Origin of the sequence: Neptuniibacter sp. 2_MG-2023 (assembly GCF_030547495.1) — a bacterium.
In the GTDB taxonomy this organism is placed as follows: Bacteria; Pseudomonadota; Gammaproteobacteria; order Pseudomonadales; family Balneatricaceae; genus Neptuniibacter.
Window position 1 is genome coordinate 123926 of the sequence record NZ_JAUOQC010000007.1, and the last position, 17047, is coordinate 140972.

A 17047-nucleotide genomic window follows, 5' to 3' on the forward strand; every position below is an offset into this window, starting at 1 on the left:
TCGGAATATACGCAGTATAGTACGTTGGAGCAAGAAGAGCAGGTAACCCAGAAAATTACTGTGGTTACCTTACTTTATTTGACAAGTAGAAACTCTAATAATGCTTTTTGCGCATGCAGTCTATTCTCAGCTTCATCGAATACAACCGAACGAGGATCATCCATCATATCTATACTAATCTCTTCGCCGCGGTGGGCTGGAAGGCAATGCATAAATAAAGCATCTTCATTTGCATGATCCATAAGCGCTGGAGAAACTTGAAAACCAGAGAATTTCTTCTCCCGTTCCTTTTGTTCCTCTTCTTGGCCCATGGAAGCCCATACGTCGGTGACGATCAGATCGCTGCCTGAAACTGCTTCTTGAGGAGAGCGTGTAATAAATACCCGTTCTTTATTTTCCTCAACCAGCTCCATATTTGGATCGAACCCTTCTGGGCAGGCAATATTAAGTTTGAAATCAAACTGTTTTGCCGCATTAATATAGGAGTGGCACATGTTGTTGCCATCACCGATCCACGTGACGGTTTTTCCTTGAATTTCACCCCGATGTTCAAAGTAAGTTTGCATATCTGCAAGCAGTTGGCAGGGATGGTATTCATCGGTAAGCGCGTTAATAACCGGTACAGATGAGTTGGCGGCAAAGTCCTCAACCAGCTGGTGGCTAAATGTTCTAATCATTACCACATCAACCATGCTAGATATCACTTTAGCGCTATCGCTAATCGGTTCACCGCGGCCTAGCTGTGTATCCCGTGGGGATAAAAACATTGCGTGGCCGCCAAATTGCGCCATACCTGCTTCAAAAGAAACACGGGTACGAGTCGATGACTTTTCGAAGATCATCGACATTACTTTGCTTTTCAGTGGCTCATAGACTTCGCCGCGATTTCTAATGGCTTTAAGTTCGCTTGCCCGTCGAATCAATCGGCGTAGTTCGGTTGAGTTGAGATCATTTAGTGTTAAAAAGTGTCTAATAGTCATTATACTCTGCGGTCGCCATTGGGTGCTTCTGGGAGATCATCTGAGCTGCGTTCATCAGCCGCATAAATCCTAATAATTTGTGAAAGCGTATTGACCAAAAGTTCAGCTTCGCTGTCGGTCATTGTTAAAGGAGGGAGCATCCTTACGACTTTTCCGCCGCCAGTAATGTTCAATAGAATGCCTTTCACTTTTGCTAAGACTGCCAGTTCGCTACCACCGTCGGTGAGTTCTATCGCGATAAGCATGCCTTTGTTGCGGATCTCTTTAACGTATTCGGCTGTGCCGATTTCGTTGCGGAAACCCTCAGCAATTTTATTGCCTAATTTTTCTGCGCGGTCACATAAATTCTCATTCATAATAGTGTTCACGACAGCAAGTGCAGCGGCACATGCAAGCGGGTTACCACCATATGTCGAGCCATGAGTACCAGGAGAGAGAATAGTAGCGGCTACACCGCGCGCTAAACAAGCGCCAATAGGTACGCCATTGCCTAAGCCTTTGGCTGTAGTGACAACGTCCGGCAGAATATTATTGTGTTGGTAGGCGAAATATTTACCCGAGCGGCCATTACCGCTTTGTACTTCGTCGAGCATCATTAGCCAGTTATTTTCGTCGCAGATGGTACGGATTTGGTTGAGATAATCATCTGCCGGTATATGAATGCCTGATTCGCCTTGGATCGGCTCTACTAAAACCGCAACGATATTTGGATTGTTTGTTGCGATTGTTTTGATGGCGTCAATATCATCGTAAGGTGCGCGTACAAAACCGCTAACGAGAGGTTCGAAACCTGCTTGGGCTGAACGATTACCTGTAGCACTTAATGTAGCCATTGTGCGGCCGTGGAATGCGTTTTCCATAACGATAATGGCAGGATTATCAATGTTTCGAACTGTGTGGCCGTAGCGGCGAGCAATTTTTATCGCAGCTTCGTTGGCTTCGGCGCCAGAGTTGCCGAAAAAAACATTTTCCATGCCCGAAATCTGGGTTAGGCGTTCCGCCAATTGCTGCTGATTGGGAATGGTATATAAATTTGATGTATGAAGAAGCTTGCCTGCTTGTTCTGATATGGCATGCGTAACAGCCGGGTGTGCATGGCCTAAGCCACATACAGCGATACCGCTTAATGCATCCAGGTATTTATTACCGTTTATATCAAACAACCAGCTGCCTTCTCCGCGCTCGAACGCTACGGACAACCGGTTGTAGGTAGTCATGATAGATTCTACAGCCATGTTTATATTTCCCTACAACGCAAAAAGGCAGCCAAGGCTGCCAATCTAAAGGACGAATAATAGGCAGCTTTAATCGCTTTGGCAAGATCTTGTATCAATAAAGTCAGTAATTTTTTTTAGAGAGGGGGTTGCGGTAGTTGGTAATGATAGAAATTATTTATCGACCTAATTAAGAAATGCAAATGTACATTATCAGAGTAAGATGGTCGGATATATGGTATATTGTTCGCCACAATATCCGTGAGAAATGTTTTCAGAATTAGTAAAGAATATAGGTGTACGAATGAGTGTAATAGATACCATTAAAGAACAGCTTGAGAGTAATGATATTCTGCTTTACATGAAAGGGACGCCTCGTTTCCCTCAGTGTGGCTTTTCATCTCGCGCTTCTGAAGCAGTAATGGCTTGTGGTGAACGTTTTGCCTTTGTCAATATTTTGGAAAACCAAGAGATTCGTGCAGAGTTGCCAAAGTATGCTAATTGGCCAACCTTCCCACAGTTGTGGATTAAAGGTGAGTTAATTGGTGGTTGCGATATTATTTGTGAAATGGCGGAAAGCGGTGAGCTTGAAACCTTAATCAAAGAATCGGTCGCAAATTCTGAAGCAACAGATGCAGAATAAATTTTGAAGAGGTGATGCGCTTGATTTTAAGTGCATCTCTTCTATCATATTATCCCTAACGCTAGATATCACTTAATGGAGATTTATTACAATGGGCGTACTTGTAGGTAAGCAGGCACCTGATTTCACTGCACCAGCTGTATTAGGTAACGGTGAGATTGTTGATTCCTATACACTGTCTGAAGCTACAAAAGGTAAAAAAGCGGTAGTTTTCTTCTACCCACTTGATTTTACTTTTGTTTGTCCTTCTGAACTATTGGCTTTCGATCACCGTATTGAAGAGTTTAAAAAGCGTAATGTAGAAGTGATTGGTGTTTCTATTGATTCTCACTTCTCACATAATGCTTGGCGTAATACGCCTGTTAACGAAGGCGGTATCGGTGCTGTGAACTACACATTGGTTGCTGATATGACTCACAGCATTTGTAAGTCTTTTGATGTTGAATCTGAAGGTGGTGTAGCTTTCCGTGGTTCTTTCTTGATTGATGAAGATGGTTTAGTTCGTCACCAAGTAGTGAACGATCTGCCACTTGGCCGTAACGTTGATGAAATGCTACGTATGGTTGATGCGCTTGCGTTCCATCAGGAGCATGGTGAAGTTTGTCCAGCGGGCTGGAATCAAGGTGATAAAGGTATGGTTGCATCCCCTGAAGGTGTTGCTTCTTATCTTTCCGAAGAAGGCGATAAGCTTTAATTTTAGCGCTTTTATAAAAAAAACCCGCTATTGCGGGTTTTTTTGTGTTTGATAGTAAAGGGGGGTATTTATACGTGATGATGGTTATTCGTAATCATCATAGTTATCGACCATGTCCCATCCGCCTAGCTCTTTCCAGCGGTTGACAATAATGCAAAAAAGCTCGGCAGTTTTGGTTGTGTCATAAAGTGCAGAATGGGCTTGTTTTCCATCGAAATCTATCCCCGCAACTTGGCAAGCTCTAGCTAATACTGTCTGACCAAAGGCTAGTCCGCCTAGTGTAGCTGTGTCGAATGTAGAGAATGGATGGAATGGATTGCGTTTGATATCGGCACGATTAGAGGCGGCATTGACAAAGCCTTGATCAAAAGAAGCGTTATGACCGACTAATACGGCACGTTTACAGTCATGAACTTTGATCGATTTGCGAACGGCTTTGAATATTTCTTCAAGTGCTTCGCGTTCGGGAACTGCTTCCCGATTTGGATCAAAAGGGTCTATGCCTGTGAAATCAAGTGCAGATTGCTCAATGTTAGCGCCTTCAAAGGGATCAACTTGAGCTTCAAAGCTTTGGTCTATAATTAAAAAGCCATTTTCATCCATTGTGAGTGTTACAGCGGCAATTTCTAGTAGCGCATCAGTGCGGGCATTAAAACCTGCTGTCTCAACGTCTATAACAACAGGTAAAAATCCGCGGAAGCGGTTTGCCATGGGATGTTTTGTATCATGAAGGTTATTCAAGTGCTGCCCTTACTTGGCGAGGTTTCCGTTTAATCAGAGGTTATTCTAACAGTGTAATTGAAGTCACTCCAATTACCTCCTCAAGATAATGATGTTTTGGCCGAAAAGAAGTAGGTATTGTTGTGTTTATTGAATTTCCTAGGCGGTTTATTCTGTGTTTGTTCGTTTAATTATTTCATTGATCATTTTTTTGTCTGCTTATTCTGTGCAGGCTATGACATTTCGTAGCTCGATTGATGATGCAAAATGGGAGCTTGAGGCTTCAAAATTTAGTTGTCGTCTAAGCCAGCTTATTCCCTCGTTTGGTAATGCTGTATTTGAACATGAGGCCGGTGAATCGGTGCGGTTTATCCTTAAGCCTACTGAAAATGTACATTTTGAAGATGGGGCGAAGCTCGTTGCAGAAGCATCACCTTGGCAGCCTGGAATTGCCCCTCGATTTATTGGCTCTCTAAAGGCTGAAGAGGGCACAGGCTATCTGAATGTTGAGCCTGCGCATGCGAAAAATATGCTAGCAGCGCTTTATAAGGGAATGATGCCTACGTTTACTTCTAATCAGTGGTATGGCACAGAGGAGTCGCTCCGTGTTTCTGTATCTGCTGTGAATTTCCAATCTGCTTATTCTGATTATGTAGGGTGTACTGAAGGGCTGCTCCCTGTTAATTACCGCCAAGTTGCGCGTACTGCTATTTTGTTTCCTTCTTCTCAGTGGCGGTTGTCCGATGCTTCGCGTGAACGTTTGGATATGATTGCACTTTATGTGAAAAATGATGATAGCGTAAAGGCGATCTACGTTGATGGTCACTCAGATAGTATGGGTCGTCGTTTAATGAATCGTGATATGTCTAAACGTCGAGCAGAAGAGGTGACCGCTTACCTCATCAGTTTAGGTTTAGATCCGAATGGGATTACGACGCGTTATCATGGTGAACGTTATCCCGTCGTTGAAAATAACACTAAGGCGAATCGTGATCGAAATCGTCGTGTGACAATTCGTTTAGAGCGAGATTAAAGCCGTTTGTTTTTTTATTATTCTACTGGTTTGAGTCGTAGTTGTTGCTTTCGAGCCGTTTCGTTACCTGCATAGTTTCTGCTATACTAGCGCGCTAAATTTGAATCATCCCTTTCAGTCGACTTCTCGGCTGAAATTGTTCGCAAGTTGGAGCTTGAGAATGTCCGAGATCAAAAAGGTCGTTCTGGCCTATTCCGGTGGATTAGACACGTCCGTAATTGTTCGTTGGTTACAAGATGAGTACAACGCAGAAGTTGTTACCTTTACTGCTGATTTAGGGCAGGGTGAAGAGGTTGAACCTGCACGTGCTAAAGCCGAAGCGCTAGGTGTTAAAGAGATCTATATTGAAGATCTGCGTGAAGAGTTTGTACGTGATTTTGTATTCCCTATGTTCCGTGCTAATACGATTTACGAGGGTGAGTACTTATTAGGTACGTCTATCGCACGTCCGTTAATCGCAAAACGTTTGATTGAAATTGCGAATGAAACGGGCGCAGATGCTATCTCTCATGGCGCTACAGGTAAAGGCAACGATCAGGTTCGTTTTGAGTTAGGTGCTTATGCGCTTAAACCTGGCGTTCATGTGATTGCCCCTTGGCGCGAATGGGATTTGAATTCCCGTGAATCTTTGATGAATTATTGTGAAACTCACAATATTGAAGTTGATTACGCGAAAAACAAGAAAAAGTCCCCTTATTCTATGGATGCTAACCTTCTTCATATCTCTTATGAAGGTGGTATTTTAGAAGACCCTTGGGCTGAAGCTGAAGAAGAGATGTGGCGTTGGTCTGTATCTCCTGAGAATGCTCCAGATCAGGCGACTTACCTTGAGTTGACCTATGAGAAAGGTGATATTGTTGCCATTAACGGTGAGGCAATGAGTCCAGCTACGGTTCTTGAATACCTGAATAAAGTAGGTGGCGAGAATGGTATTGGTCGTTTAGATATTGTTGAGAACCGTTTTGTTGGCATGAAATCTCGCGGCTGTTATGAAACTCCGGGCGGCACTATCATGATGAAAGCGCATCGTGCTATTGAGTCTATTACCTTAGACCGTGAAGCGGCTCACCTTAAAGATGAGTTGATGCCTAAGTATGCTAAAACCATTTATAACGGCTTCTGGTGGTCAGAAGAGCGTAAAATGATGCAGCAGTTGATCGATTACTCTCAGCGTGTCGTTAACGGTGATGTACGCGTTAAGCTTTACAAAGGCGCGGTTGAGGTCGTTGGCCGTCGTTCTGATGACAGTCTGTTTGATGAAAGTATCGCAACATTTGAAGATGATGCAGGCTCTTACGATCAGAAAGATGCGGCAGGTTTTATTAAACTGAATGCACTACGTATGCGTATTGCAGCGAGTAAAGGACGTAATCTTTTAGAAGATTAAGTTGTTACTTGCTCTTTTAAAAACCCCGTACTAGTCCTGCGGGGTTTTTTATTGTCTAGAGAGTCGCTTAAACTTTGATAATATCCTGATTTATATGCTACTTTTGCTGATACGTAATCTTTATGACGCCTATGGAAATTAATTACTCAGGAAAGTCGGCTCTCATTGTAGACAGTAAGCTTGAAGACCTTGGGACGCTACGACAAATCCTGAGTCGTATAGGTGTGGGACAGATTCAGGTAGCTTCTTCGGTAAATATGGCGCTTAGTCTAATGAGGGAGTTCTCATATGACCTCTGTTTTGCTGCCTACGACATGGGAAAAGGTGAAAAAAATGGTCTTCAGTTGTTACATGAGGCCAATGCTGAATATATTTTCCCATCCTCTAGTGCGTACTTCCTTATTGTCGACCCTAAAGATGCAGAACTTCTCTTTGGCTCTTTAGAAAACTCTCCAGATACTTACCTTTCTAAGCCTTTTGATCAGGCTAAGATACGTCAGCGTGTAGAAAAGCTATTACGAATAAAAGATGCGATAAAACCAATAGAGCAATTGTTGGATGAAGAGCATTTTGATGAGGTGATAGAAAAAGCTGAAATACTGGCAAAGCATTATCCCGGCTTAAATGTTGTGCTGCAGCGTATTACGGGAATTGCTCTGATTCGTATGCGACGTTTTAGTCAAGCAAAGGCACTATTTTTGACGTTGACTGAGAAGCGCTCATTACCTTGGGCTGAGGTTGGGAAAGGGATCGCTTATTTTAATTTAGGTGAATATTCAGATGCATTGTCGTCATTAAATAATGTAGTAAATCAGCAGCATATTTGCGTCGAGGCTTATACCTGGTTAGCTCGAACCCATCAGGTTAGGGGGGAGCTTGAATTGGCTGTTGCGTTGATGCGCAAAGCAGTGATGTTGCAACCGACTGTGCCTTCGTTGCAGGGGGAGCTAGCTGAACTTGCTAGTCAGACTGAGGAGTGGGAGATAGCTAAAGGGGCGTACCAGCGAGCGGTACGTTATGCGCGCTATTCAATCTTTCAGTCCCCTAAATATTACTTTGGGCTTGTTCGGGCGCTTATTCAAGCAAATACTCAGCGCTTAGCTGAGATAGAAGATGATGTCATAAGGATACTTGAGGATGTTGTGCTGGATCACCCTGATAATCAAGAGGTGATGTTTCGAGCAAAATTGATTAACTGTGATTTTTTTCGGATGGAATCTGATACTTCTCGTTTACAGCAGATGTTGCAGCAAACGTGGAATTTCTATTTAAGAATGGATTTGGATAGTCAGTGCAAGTGGTTAGATGTCATGGTTGATACTGCTAGTGATACAGATCTCGATGACGAGGTGAAAAAGCGTCGTAAAGAGTTGACTAGAAAAATGATTGAAATGGAGTGGGGTAAAGCTAATTATGCTGCGATGACGAGTTTTAGGAGTGGGGATTTAGATAGGGCATTCCAAATGTTCGGCCGTGCCCATGAGTTGCTCCCTAGTCATACAGGTATAGCACTTAACCTTGTGCAAGCGGGTATTGAAAAAGCAAAAAGAGGCGAGAGTGCTCTTTGGATTTTGCTTTCGGTGCGTGATGTGCTTTCAACGGTTAATTTTGGCGCGTTGCCCACGAAGCAACAGCAGCGTTATAAGGTTCTTTTTAAGCGCTTTGTGGAGCAATATAATTTGCTTGTTCAGCCTCAAGAGGTGCCCCGTAACGACCCCCTGAGTCAGGAGCTTTAATCTAGGTTAAGCGTTAAATGGTTTCATCGTCATCTACAATTAAAAATGATGTTGAGGTTTGGGTATCCGAATCGCCTTCTTGTCTATTAAGGTTTCGAGCGAGTTTTCGGCTTAAGAGCTTTTTCTGCGCCATAGGTGGGAGGTCGGTAAACATAATGATGTTTTTTCCGACAAGCACATCAATTAGATCTTCGAAGATACGAGATACAGCCGCATCGGATTGCTCTAAGAACTCTTCCGCAGAAAATTCATTATCATTGATCGAGAGGAATGCTAGAACCTCTTTGTTTTTTATATCGACCGCTTCTGCTCCTGTTTGAAAGGTTTCAGAGAGGCTGATAATGCGTCCTTCTTCATTGCGTATGGCGTATAACATATTGATTTGCTACATTGGTTGGGTTTTAAAGCGTTGTTGTCATGCGCTTTTTTTTGAGTATCTCTCTCATATAAGGTTAAGGTCAAGGTAAATGAAAGCTGTTCAGGATCCTTTGCTCGGTTGTCTAGTTCATCTAAGTAAGCAAAATCATAAGCCTTCCTCGCCTGAAGTGCTCTGTGAGGGCCTTCCCCTAGTTAATAATAAGTTAACGCCCAAGCTGTTTGTTCGGGCGGCCAAACGGGCCGGTTTTGCCGCTCAAGTGTTGAAACGTTCACTCGATGATATCTCCCCACTCGTTCTTCCTGCTGTTTTGTTGTTAGAGGGTGATAATGCCTGTGTTTTACAGGAAATTGACCGGGATACTGGACAAGCACTTATTGTGCAGCCTGAAAGTGGTGGTGAGCATAAGGTAGATCTTGAGCAGTTAAGAAATAGTTATCTTGGTTATGCTATTTTTGTTCGTTTGGAATATCGCTTTCAGGAGCAGGTGTCAAAGCTGCTAGAAGGGCATAAAGGTCATTGGTTTTGGGGAACAATCAAGCGTTCATCTGCTATATATCGTGATGTTCTTATCGCCTCTTTTCTAATTAACCTATTTGTTATTGCCAATCCTTTGTTTGTTATGAATGTTTATGATCGTGTTGTACCAAACAATGCGATTGAAACATTATGGGTGCTGGCTATAGGTGTCTTTATTGTTTATTTGTTTGACTTTGGTTTGAAGATGCTACGTTCCTACTTTATTGAAATTGCAGGTAAAAAAGGTGATGTCATATTATCAGCACTCCTGTTTGAGAAGGTTCTGTCGTTAAAATATAGTGCACTACCCGCGTCTGTAGGCTCTTTTGCGAGCAACTTAAGAGAGTTTGATAGTATTAAAACCTTTTTAAGTTCCACGACTAATGTGGTTTTTATTGATCTACCGTTCGCTATTTTGTTTTTAGTTGTGATTGGTTTTATCGGGGGGCCATTGGTTATTGTTCCCTTGGCAATCATCCCTTTGATTATTTTGTTTTCGTTTATTGTACGTCCCTATCTCAAAGAGGCTGTAGAAAAAACATTTGCATCTAATTCACAAAAAAATTCTACGCTGATTGAAAGCTTAACCGCGATGGAAACGGTGAAAACCCAACGCGCTAGTTCGTCGATGCAATTGAGTTGGGAGCAAGCTGTAGGTTATATCGCTAAGTGGAGTTTGAAGTCGCGGATGTTGTCGGCATCGGTCGTCAATTTTGCTTCCTTTGCTCAACAGCTGACATCGGTAGGTATTATTATTACGGGTGTATATCTGATTAGTGAACGAGAAATTACGATGGGGGCTTTAGTTGCCTGCGTGATGTTATCAGGTCGTGCTATCGCACCTATGAGTCAGGTGGCAAATTTAGTGATCTCTTACCATCAAGCGTCAACGGCGTTAAAAGGCTTGAATGAAATAATGCAGATGCCATCTGAGCGTTCAGAAGGTCAGCAGTTTGTTTATCGTGATGAGTTAAAAGGTGCAATTGAGTTTAAAAATGTAAGTTTTGCCTATCCGGGTGAGCAGCAAAAGGCTCTAGATAATGTGTCTTTTAATGTTAAAGCTGGTGAAAAGGTTGCACTGATTGGGCGTATAGGATCGGGTAAGTCTAGTATCGAGAAATTAGTTCTTGGCTTATATGATGTTACAGAAGGCTCTGTTCGTATTGATGGCTTAGATATTAATCAAATCGATCCTGTTGATCTGCGTCGGAATTTTGGTTATATGCCGCAAGATATTATGTTATTTGCAGGGAGTGTACGTGACAATATTGTGATTGGTTCCCCTCAGACTGAAGACTCTAGACTTGTGGAAGTAGCTAATCTATCAGGCGTATCAGACATGGTGAATAGACATCCGCAAGGGTTTGATATGTCAGTAGGTGAGCGCGGTGCTTCTCTTTCGGGAGGGCAGCGTCAGGCCGTCGCAGTAGCAAGGTCTTTAGTGCATGATCCCAATGTTTTGATTTTAGATGAGCCAACGGCATCGATGGATAATGCTTCAGAAGAGCATATTAAATCTATGTTGAAAAAATACACTGCAGATAAAACGATGTTAGTGGTTACGCATAAAATGTCATTACTTTCTTTGGTTGATCGAATCATCGTTATGGACTCGGGCAGAGTGGTTGCTGACGGCCCTAAAGATGTTGTATTGGATGCCTTGAAGCAAGGGCGCCTTCAGGTGCAGAAATGAGTGTTATGAATCACAATAAAAAAGACCTTCCGTATATGTCTAGCGTTAGTGAAGCTATAGCTGAACAAACACCTAAAGGTGCAAGCTTTCTTCTTTGGGTGATGGTTCTTTTTATTATTATCGCTATAGCTTGGGCTATGTGGGCTGAGTTAGATGAGATTACGCGTGGGGATGGAGAGATCATACCTTCAAGCCAGTTGCAGGTCATTGAAACGCTGGAGGGGGGCGCTGTATCGGAAATTCTTGTACGTGAAGGCGATATAGTTGAAAAAGGCCAAGTGTTACTGCGGATTGATGATATTCGCTTCTCTAGTTCGTTGCAGGAAAATTTAGTGCGCCAGTATGAGCTCATCGCAAAAGCCGCACGCTTAAAAGCGGAAGCTGATAATGTGGAATTTGTTAGCCCCGAAGGTTTCCCAGCAAAATATCAATCTATGGTTGAACAGGAAAGGTATCTTTATTCTACTCGTAAAGCTGAAATGCAAGCGGGCATGGAGGGGTTGAAGCAACAGATCTCCCAACGAGGGCAAGAGCTTAAGGCCGCTAAGTCTCAAGAGGGGCAGTTGGCCCGTAGTTATAGCCTATTAAAGCGCGAGTTGGATATTACGCGCCCTTTATTAAAAGAGGGTGTGATTTCCGAGGTGGAATTTTTGCGCTTAAAGCGTCAATTAAATGATCTACTCGGAGAGCTATCAGGCGTTCGTTTGAATATTCCTCGTATTGAGTCAACTTTACAGGAAACTAAGCAGAAGTTAGGTGAGTTTGAACTTCAGTATCGAAACGAAGCACAAAAAGAGTTGAACGAGGTGGGGGCGGAAATTTCACGTATTACCCAAGCACTTACTGGTATGAGTGATCGTATAGCTCGAGCTGAAGTAAAAGCTCCCGTAAAAGGCACAGTAAAACAGTTGTTTGTGAATACCATTGAGGGTGTAGTTCAGCCCGGTGATGAGTTGCTGAATATTATTCCTTGGGAAGATACGTTGTTGGTTGAGGCCCGGATTAAACCTGCGGACATCGCCAATATCACGCCTGGGCAAAAAGCGGTTATCAAAGTAACAGCGTATGATTTCTCGATCTATGGTGGGGTTGATGCTGAGGTGCTTTTTGTTAGTCCAAGTACCATTTTGGACGAAGAGGGTAATAGTTATTACCTTGTACGCTTACAGACAGATACGCCTTACATTGCTACAGCCTCCGCGGAGTTACCTTTGATTTCTGGTATGACTGTAGGTGTCGATATTCTTACAGGTAAAAAAACGGTTATGGATTATTTGTTAAAACCTGTATTAAAAGCGAAGGAAAATGCATTAACGGAAAAATAGCTTTTTGTTAATAAAACAGGACCTTACTGACTAGGTGTTAAGTATTTGGCTGGTAAGCTAAGAATTGTGTCTAAGTATTACATTGGACATGTTTTTTTGTTATAAACGCATGTGCATTACTGCTATTAATAGTACTTTTTAATAATGCTTTTAGGTGATGTGCTTAAAAATCTTAGAATCAATCCTAAATATAGTTAGGTAGAGGATGATAAGGGTGCAGTTATTTTACTGTGAATAATTGCCAGAAATTCAAGGTATGGCATTGAGTATAGCTGGAGCTTTGAAGCGCTTAAAGCATGGGGCGCTACCGCTAAATTAAGCGCGCTATGTGCTTTATTTATAAGCGTAGTCAGTTTCTATTCAGTTATAAAAAGTGATAATCTATATAACCATATAATGATAATGGTTATTTTGTTTTTTTGACTGTATATGTTTGCTAACCTTACTTAACCTTAAAGATTGGAGAGGTGGATTCTAAGAATTATGCAGTTATTCTTCATTAGTAACCGACCGAAAGTTCTGGAGCGTTGGAATCACTTATTAAGTGATTGGAATCCAGAGACGGTAGGAGTGAGTGAAGTTGCATCTAAGTTGACGAGCGGTGGCATTCTATTGATGCATTTAAGTTCAGTAAATGAAGCCGATAGTCAGCTTATATTCAGTTACAAAAAGGATAATCCTAAAAGCATTTTGATTGTCTGTACTGATGTCCCTAATGAGAAAGAGGGGGTTGAGGTTTTACAGCTAGGTGCTAATGGTTATACAAACACGTATGTAACAGGTTCGCTGCTATTAGAAGTGGTGAAGACTGTGCTCCGTGGTGATATTTGGGCTGGGCCTGAGTTATTACAGAAGCTGCTTAGACGGCTATTAAATAATTTGCCTGCATCAAATAGTAAAGTGGACACCGCAGAGTCTGTAGATTGTTTTGACGGATTAAGTAGTCGTGAGCAACAAGTGCTGTCAGTTTTAGTGACCGGTGCTAGTAATAAGGAGATTGCTCGCGAGCTTGAAATTACTGAACGAACAGTTAAAGCCCATCTGAGTTCTATTTTTCAGAAAACAGGGGTTTCAGACAGAGTTTCGCTGGTCTTATTGGCCAGTAAATCACCGTCATTGGTGGTTTGAAGGTAATTCGGTGGTGGCTACAAACTATTTATTTAAAGGGCGGAAGTAACTTATGTTTAGGTCGATGATTGCTGGTGTGCTTATTGGAACGGTAAGTACCCTCTCCTACTCAGCCTCTTTGGAAGAGGTTGTTACTCAGGGGTTATCAGATAATCCTGACGTACAGCGGGCAATTAGTTATCGAAATTCAGTCTACCAAGAGGTCCGACAAGCAAAAGGTGGTTATCTTCCTAAGGTTGATATATCGGCGGGCTATGGCTATGAATGGACAAACAATACAACGACCGGTGCTAGCGGTTTAGATGATGTTGAGCTAAATCGAGGTGAGGCGGGGTTAAGTATTCGTCAAATGCTCTTTGATGGTTTTGCAACATCAAGCGAGGTTAATCGTCAGAAAGCCCGTGCTTTATCTGCCGATAAACGTCTAGTCGAATCTGCCGAGTCTTATGCGTTGGATGCAACGCGTGCCTATATTGAATTAAATCGTAGAGACGCTCTTTTTCAGCAAGCGAAAGAAACTTTATATAACCACGTTAAAATTTATGACCGCATTAAGCGTCGTTCAGAATCAGGCTTAGGTGCGTTAGCCTCTATCCAGCAAGCGGAAGGCCGTTTAGCCTTGGCAGAAGTTAATGTTTTAGCCGCTGAAAATAATCTTTTAGATGCTAAGGCTAATTTCCAACGTGTGACTGGTGTTCCCGCTCCGGAAGATATTGTTTATCCTGAGTTAACTAATATCACCATTCCTGCAACTATTACTGAAACAACAGAAGTAGCGATGAGTAATCATCCGACACTGCAAGTTGCTGAAGCGGATACTCTTGCGGCTGTTGCTCAATATGATGCAGCTAAACGGAACTACTATCCACGATTTGATTTTGAAGTAGATCGCACATGGAATAACGACCTAGATGGCGTTGATGGTATGAATGAAGATCTAACGGCTATGGTTCGCATGCGTTATAACTTGTATAACGGTGGTGTAGATCAAGCTAAAGTTCGTCAAACCCAACACCAAATTGAAGAAGCTAAAGCGATCCAGAATAATGCGCACCGTGAGGTTATGCAGAGTGTTGAGCTTTCATGGAATGCGTTTTCCATTTTAAGTCGTCAGGTTCCTTATTTAGAACAACATGTGGCAGCCAGCCAAGAGACTCGTAACTCATACCTAAAACAATTTAATATTGGTCAGCGCTCTTTATTGGATCTACTCGATACTGAGAATGAGGTTTTCTCAGCAAAGAATGATCTGACGAATGCATTACATGATCAGCTTATTGCTAAATACCGTGTTGTGAATGGTATGGGTACGTTGTTGGATAGCTTAAACCTTTCATTGCCAGAACCGAATTTGGGTGATGTAGAGGAAAAAAGTCAGCTTGCAGATGCTAAATAAATAAAGAATGACTCTCAGAGTTGTTCTATCATTGAAAAGAGAGGGTGAAGTTAATTAGAATCCCTCCTCAACCTTGTTATTTGAAAAGGGTTGCCATTGGCAGCCCTTTTTTCTTTATGTGAAGTGCCAAAATGAAAGCTCATAAAATTAGCCAAGCCCCAATCCCAATGCGAACCGTTGGTCCTATTAAAATTAGCGGCTCCGTATTAGATGAAAAGATATCGGTACCTTTGGCTACCTATGAAACACCGCTTTGGCCTTCTGTTGGTCGAGGAGCGCGGATCTCTGTATTAACTGAGGGGATTAAAACAACGGTAATTGATGAGCGTATGAGTCGCTCAATTCTCTTGGAAGCGGATGATGCTTACGAAGCCGTTAATGCGTTGAACTCCATTAAATCACGCATGGATGAGATAAACCAAGTGGTTGCAAAAAGCAGTCGCTTTGCCAAGCTCATTGATATGAACAGCCAGATTGTAGCGAATATGATCTATCTGCGTTTAGAGTTCACGACGGGAGATGCATCAGGTCACAATATGGTGACGAATGCGGCCGATAAAATCATTCCTTGGTTATTAACGGAATACCCTCAACTGCGTTATTCATCTATTTCGGGTAACTACTGTTCAGATAAAAAGGCTACAGCGGTTAATGGGATCCTGGGGCGTGGTAAATATGTTGTGTGCGAAATTTTAATCTCGCGCGAACTTTGTGAGCGCCGCTTAAAAACTACACCGGAAAAAGTGGTTGACCTTAATATTAAGAAAAACCTGATTGGTACAATGATAGCGGGTGGCCTGCGTAGTGCTAATGCTCACTTTGCTAATATGCTTTTAGCTTTCTACCTTGCTACAGGGCAAGATGCTGCCAATATTATTGAAGGGTCTCAAGGTATAGTGCATGCAGAGGTGCGTGGTGACGATCTTTATTTTTCCTGTACTTTACCTAATCTCATTATGGGTTCTGTGGGGAATGGTAAAGGGATTGATTTTGTAGAAGATAATCTTGCGATGCTGGGCTGTAAAGAAGATAGAGCGCCGGGTGAAAATGCACGTCGTTTAGCAGCTATCTGTGCAGCGACGGTGTTATGTGGTGAGCTTTCTCTGTTAGCGGCGCAGACAAATCCAGGTGAGCTTATGGAAGCGCACCTTAAGCTGGAGCGATAATGACGGATCTAACCAATGACCGTAAACTTGAGCATATTCGAGCTATTGAGAATGATCCTTTAACTGATCGTTCAGGTCATTATTTTGATCAGATCAGATTGATGCATCGTGCTTTTCCTGAGATAGCGTTGGGAGAGGTGGATAGCTCCTGTGATTTTCTTGGGAAAAAGCTGAGTTTTCCTATGTTGATCTCATCGATGACCGGTGGAGATCATCAGCTTGTTAAACAGGTGAATCAGAATTTGGCGAAGGCGGCTCAGGTTTGTGGTGTTGCGATGGCTGTCGGTTCTCAACGCGTGATGTTTACTGCGCCTTCTGCAAGAGAAAGTTTCCAATTACGGGATTTTGCCCCCGATGTGCCGTTGATTAGCAATATTGGTGCAGTACAGCTGAATTGTGGTATGTCTAGCGAACAAATCCAAGATGCGATTGACTGCTTGCAAGCAGATGGTCTTTATCTGCATTTGAATCCCTTGCAAGAGGCGGTTCAGCCTGAAGGTGACACGGATTTTTCTAACTTAGGTAATGCCATTGCTAAATTAGTTAAAACGCTGGATATCCCGGTGCTTTTGAAAGAGGTGGGTAGTGGTTTGTCGCCAGCGGATATAGAGATTGGCCTGCAGGCAGGCATATCCATCTTTGATGTGGCTGGGAGCGGCGGTACCTCATGGAGTCGTATTGAGCATCACCGTCGTCAAGACAGCAGTGATTTAGGGTTGAAGTTTCAAGATTGGGGTATTTCTACGCCAACTGCACTTAAAATGGCCAACCCTTATCTTGGACGTGCCACATTAGTTTCAAGTGGTGGTTTAAGGGATGGGATTGATATGGTTAAATCTGTTATACTCGGCGCCTCAATATGTGGCATGGCCGCTCCACTGCTTAAACCAGCGATGGAATCAAGCGAAGCGGTTGTCACAGAAATAGAAAAAATTAAAACAGAATTCAGAACTGCTATGTTTCTGCTTGGTGCTCGGGATGTTGCCGCTTTATTTAATAACCCAGCCCATATTTTAGAAGCGCGTTAGGATCGAGAC

General features: G+C 42.7%; 15 protein-coding genes. 11 read left to right on the forward strand and 4 right to left on the reverse strand.

The annotated features are described in order from the left end of the window. Window positions 1–74: 74 nt before the first annotated feature. Window positions 75–980, reverse strand: a complete 906-nt coding sequence (gene argF, locus Q4486_RS08845) for an ornithine carbamoyltransferase (protein ID WP_303415593.1) — start codon at window positions 978–980, stop codon at window positions 75–77. Beyond that, window positions 980–2215: an aspartate aminotransferase family protein gene (locus Q4486_RS08850; protein WP_303415592.1), complete on the reverse strand. Its 1236-nt coding sequence runs from the start codon at window positions 2213–2215 to the stop codon at window positions 980–982. Before Q4486_RS08850 ends, argF begins: the two co-directional genes overlap by 1 nt. 283 nt (window positions 2216–2498) lie before the next feature. Here Q4486_RS08850 and grxD point away from each other — a divergent pair, with 283 nt between their 5' ends. Both grxD and Q4486_RS08860 read left to right on the forward strand, forming a co-directional pair. Continuing rightward, window positions 2499–2837: a Grx4 family monothiol glutaredoxin gene (gene grxD / locus Q4486_RS08855; RefSeq protein WP_303415591.1), complete on the forward strand. Its 339-nt coding sequence runs from the start codon at window positions 2499–2501 to the stop codon at window positions 2835–2837. Window positions 2838–2928: 91 nt separating this feature from the next. Further along, on the forward strand, window positions 2929–3531 hold the full coding sequence (locus tag Q4486_RS08860; protein ID WP_303415590.1) for a peroxiredoxin: 603 nt from the start codon (window positions 2929–2931) through the stop codon (window positions 3529–3531). A gap of 84 nt (window positions 3532–3615) precedes the next feature. Here Q4486_RS08860 and rnt read toward each other — a convergent pair whose 3' ends face one another. After that, entirely contained in the window at window positions 3616–4242 is a 627-nt protein-coding gene (gene rnt, locus Q4486_RS08865) for a ribonuclease T (protein WP_067866445.1), read from the reverse strand. Window positions 4243–4426: 184 nt separating this feature from the next. Here rnt and Q4486_RS08870 point away from each other — a divergent pair, with 184 nt between their 5' ends. The 3 genes from Q4486_RS08870 (at window position 4427) to Q4486_RS08880 (ending at window position 8407) form a co-directional block, all read left to right on the forward strand. After that, window positions 4427–5284: an OmpA family protein gene (locus tag Q4486_RS08870; RefSeq protein WP_303519095.1), complete on the forward strand. Its 858-nt coding sequence runs from the start codon at window positions 4427–4429 to the stop codon at window positions 5282–5284. A gap of 160 nt (window positions 5285–5444) precedes the next feature. Further along, complete coding sequence (locus Q4486_RS08875) at window positions 5445–6671, forward strand: argininosuccinate synthase (RefSeq protein WP_303415588.1); 1227 nt, start codon at window positions 5445–5447, stop codon at window positions 6669–6671. A gap of 131 nt (window positions 6672–6802) precedes the next feature. Further along, window positions 6803–8407, forward strand: a complete 1605-nt coding sequence (locus Q4486_RS08880) for a tetratricopeptide repeat protein (RefSeq protein WP_303519096.1) — start codon at window positions 6803–6805, stop codon at window positions 8405–8407. A gap of 13 nt (window positions 8408–8420) precedes the next feature. On the opposite strand, the gene Q4486_RS08885 is transcribed toward Q4486_RS08880, so the two are convergent. Further along, a complete protein-coding gene (locus Q4486_RS08885) occupies window positions 8421–8783 on the reverse strand; it encodes a hypothetical protein (RefSeq protein WP_303415586.1) in 363 nt (120 codons plus the stop codon). Between the two features lie 91 nt (window positions 8784–8874). Here Q4486_RS08885 and Q4486_RS08890 point away from each other — a divergent pair, with 91 nt between their 5' ends. The 6 genes from Q4486_RS08890 to fni all read left to right on the forward strand — a co-directional run bounded on the left by Q4486_RS08890 (window position 8875) and on the right by fni (window position 17038). Further along, entirely contained in the window at window positions 8875–10995 is a 2121-nt protein-coding gene (locus Q4486_RS08890; protein ID WP_303415585.1) for a type I secretion system permease/ATPase, read from the forward strand. Beyond that, complete coding sequence (locus Q4486_RS08895) at window positions 10992–12320, forward strand: HlyD family type I secretion periplasmic adaptor subunit (RefSeq protein ID WP_303519097.1); 1329 nt, start codon at window positions 10992–10994, stop codon at window positions 12318–12320. Before Q4486_RS08890 ends, Q4486_RS08895 begins: the two co-directional genes overlap by 4 nt. Window positions 12321–12803: 483 nt before the next feature. After that, entirely contained in the window at window positions 12804–13448 is a 645-nt protein-coding gene (locus Q4486_RS08900; RefSeq protein WP_303519098.1) for a response regulator transcription factor, read from the forward strand. 52 nt (window positions 13449–13500) lie between these two features. Continuing rightward, the gene (locus tag Q4486_RS08905; RefSeq protein WP_303519099.1) at window positions 13501–14844 is read left to right on the forward strand and encodes a TolC family outer membrane protein; all 1344 of its coding nucleotides are present in this window, start codon (window positions 13501–13503) and stop codon (window positions 14842–14844) included. A 131-nt stretch (window positions 14845–14975) separates the two neighbouring features. Beyond that, window positions 14976–16010: a hydroxymethylglutaryl-CoA reductase gene (locus Q4486_RS08910; protein ID WP_303415581.1), complete on the forward strand. Its 1035-nt coding sequence runs from the start codon at window positions 14976–14978 to the stop codon at window positions 16008–16010. Continuing rightward, on the forward strand, window positions 16010–17038 hold the full coding sequence (gene fni, locus Q4486_RS08915; RefSeq protein ID WP_303519100.1) for a type 2 isopentenyl-diphosphate Delta-isomerase: 1029 nt from the start codon (window positions 16010–16012) through the stop codon (window positions 17036–17038). Before Q4486_RS08910 ends, fni begins: the two co-directional genes overlap by 1 nt. The last annotated feature ends 9 nt before the right edge of the window (window positions 17039–17047 follow it).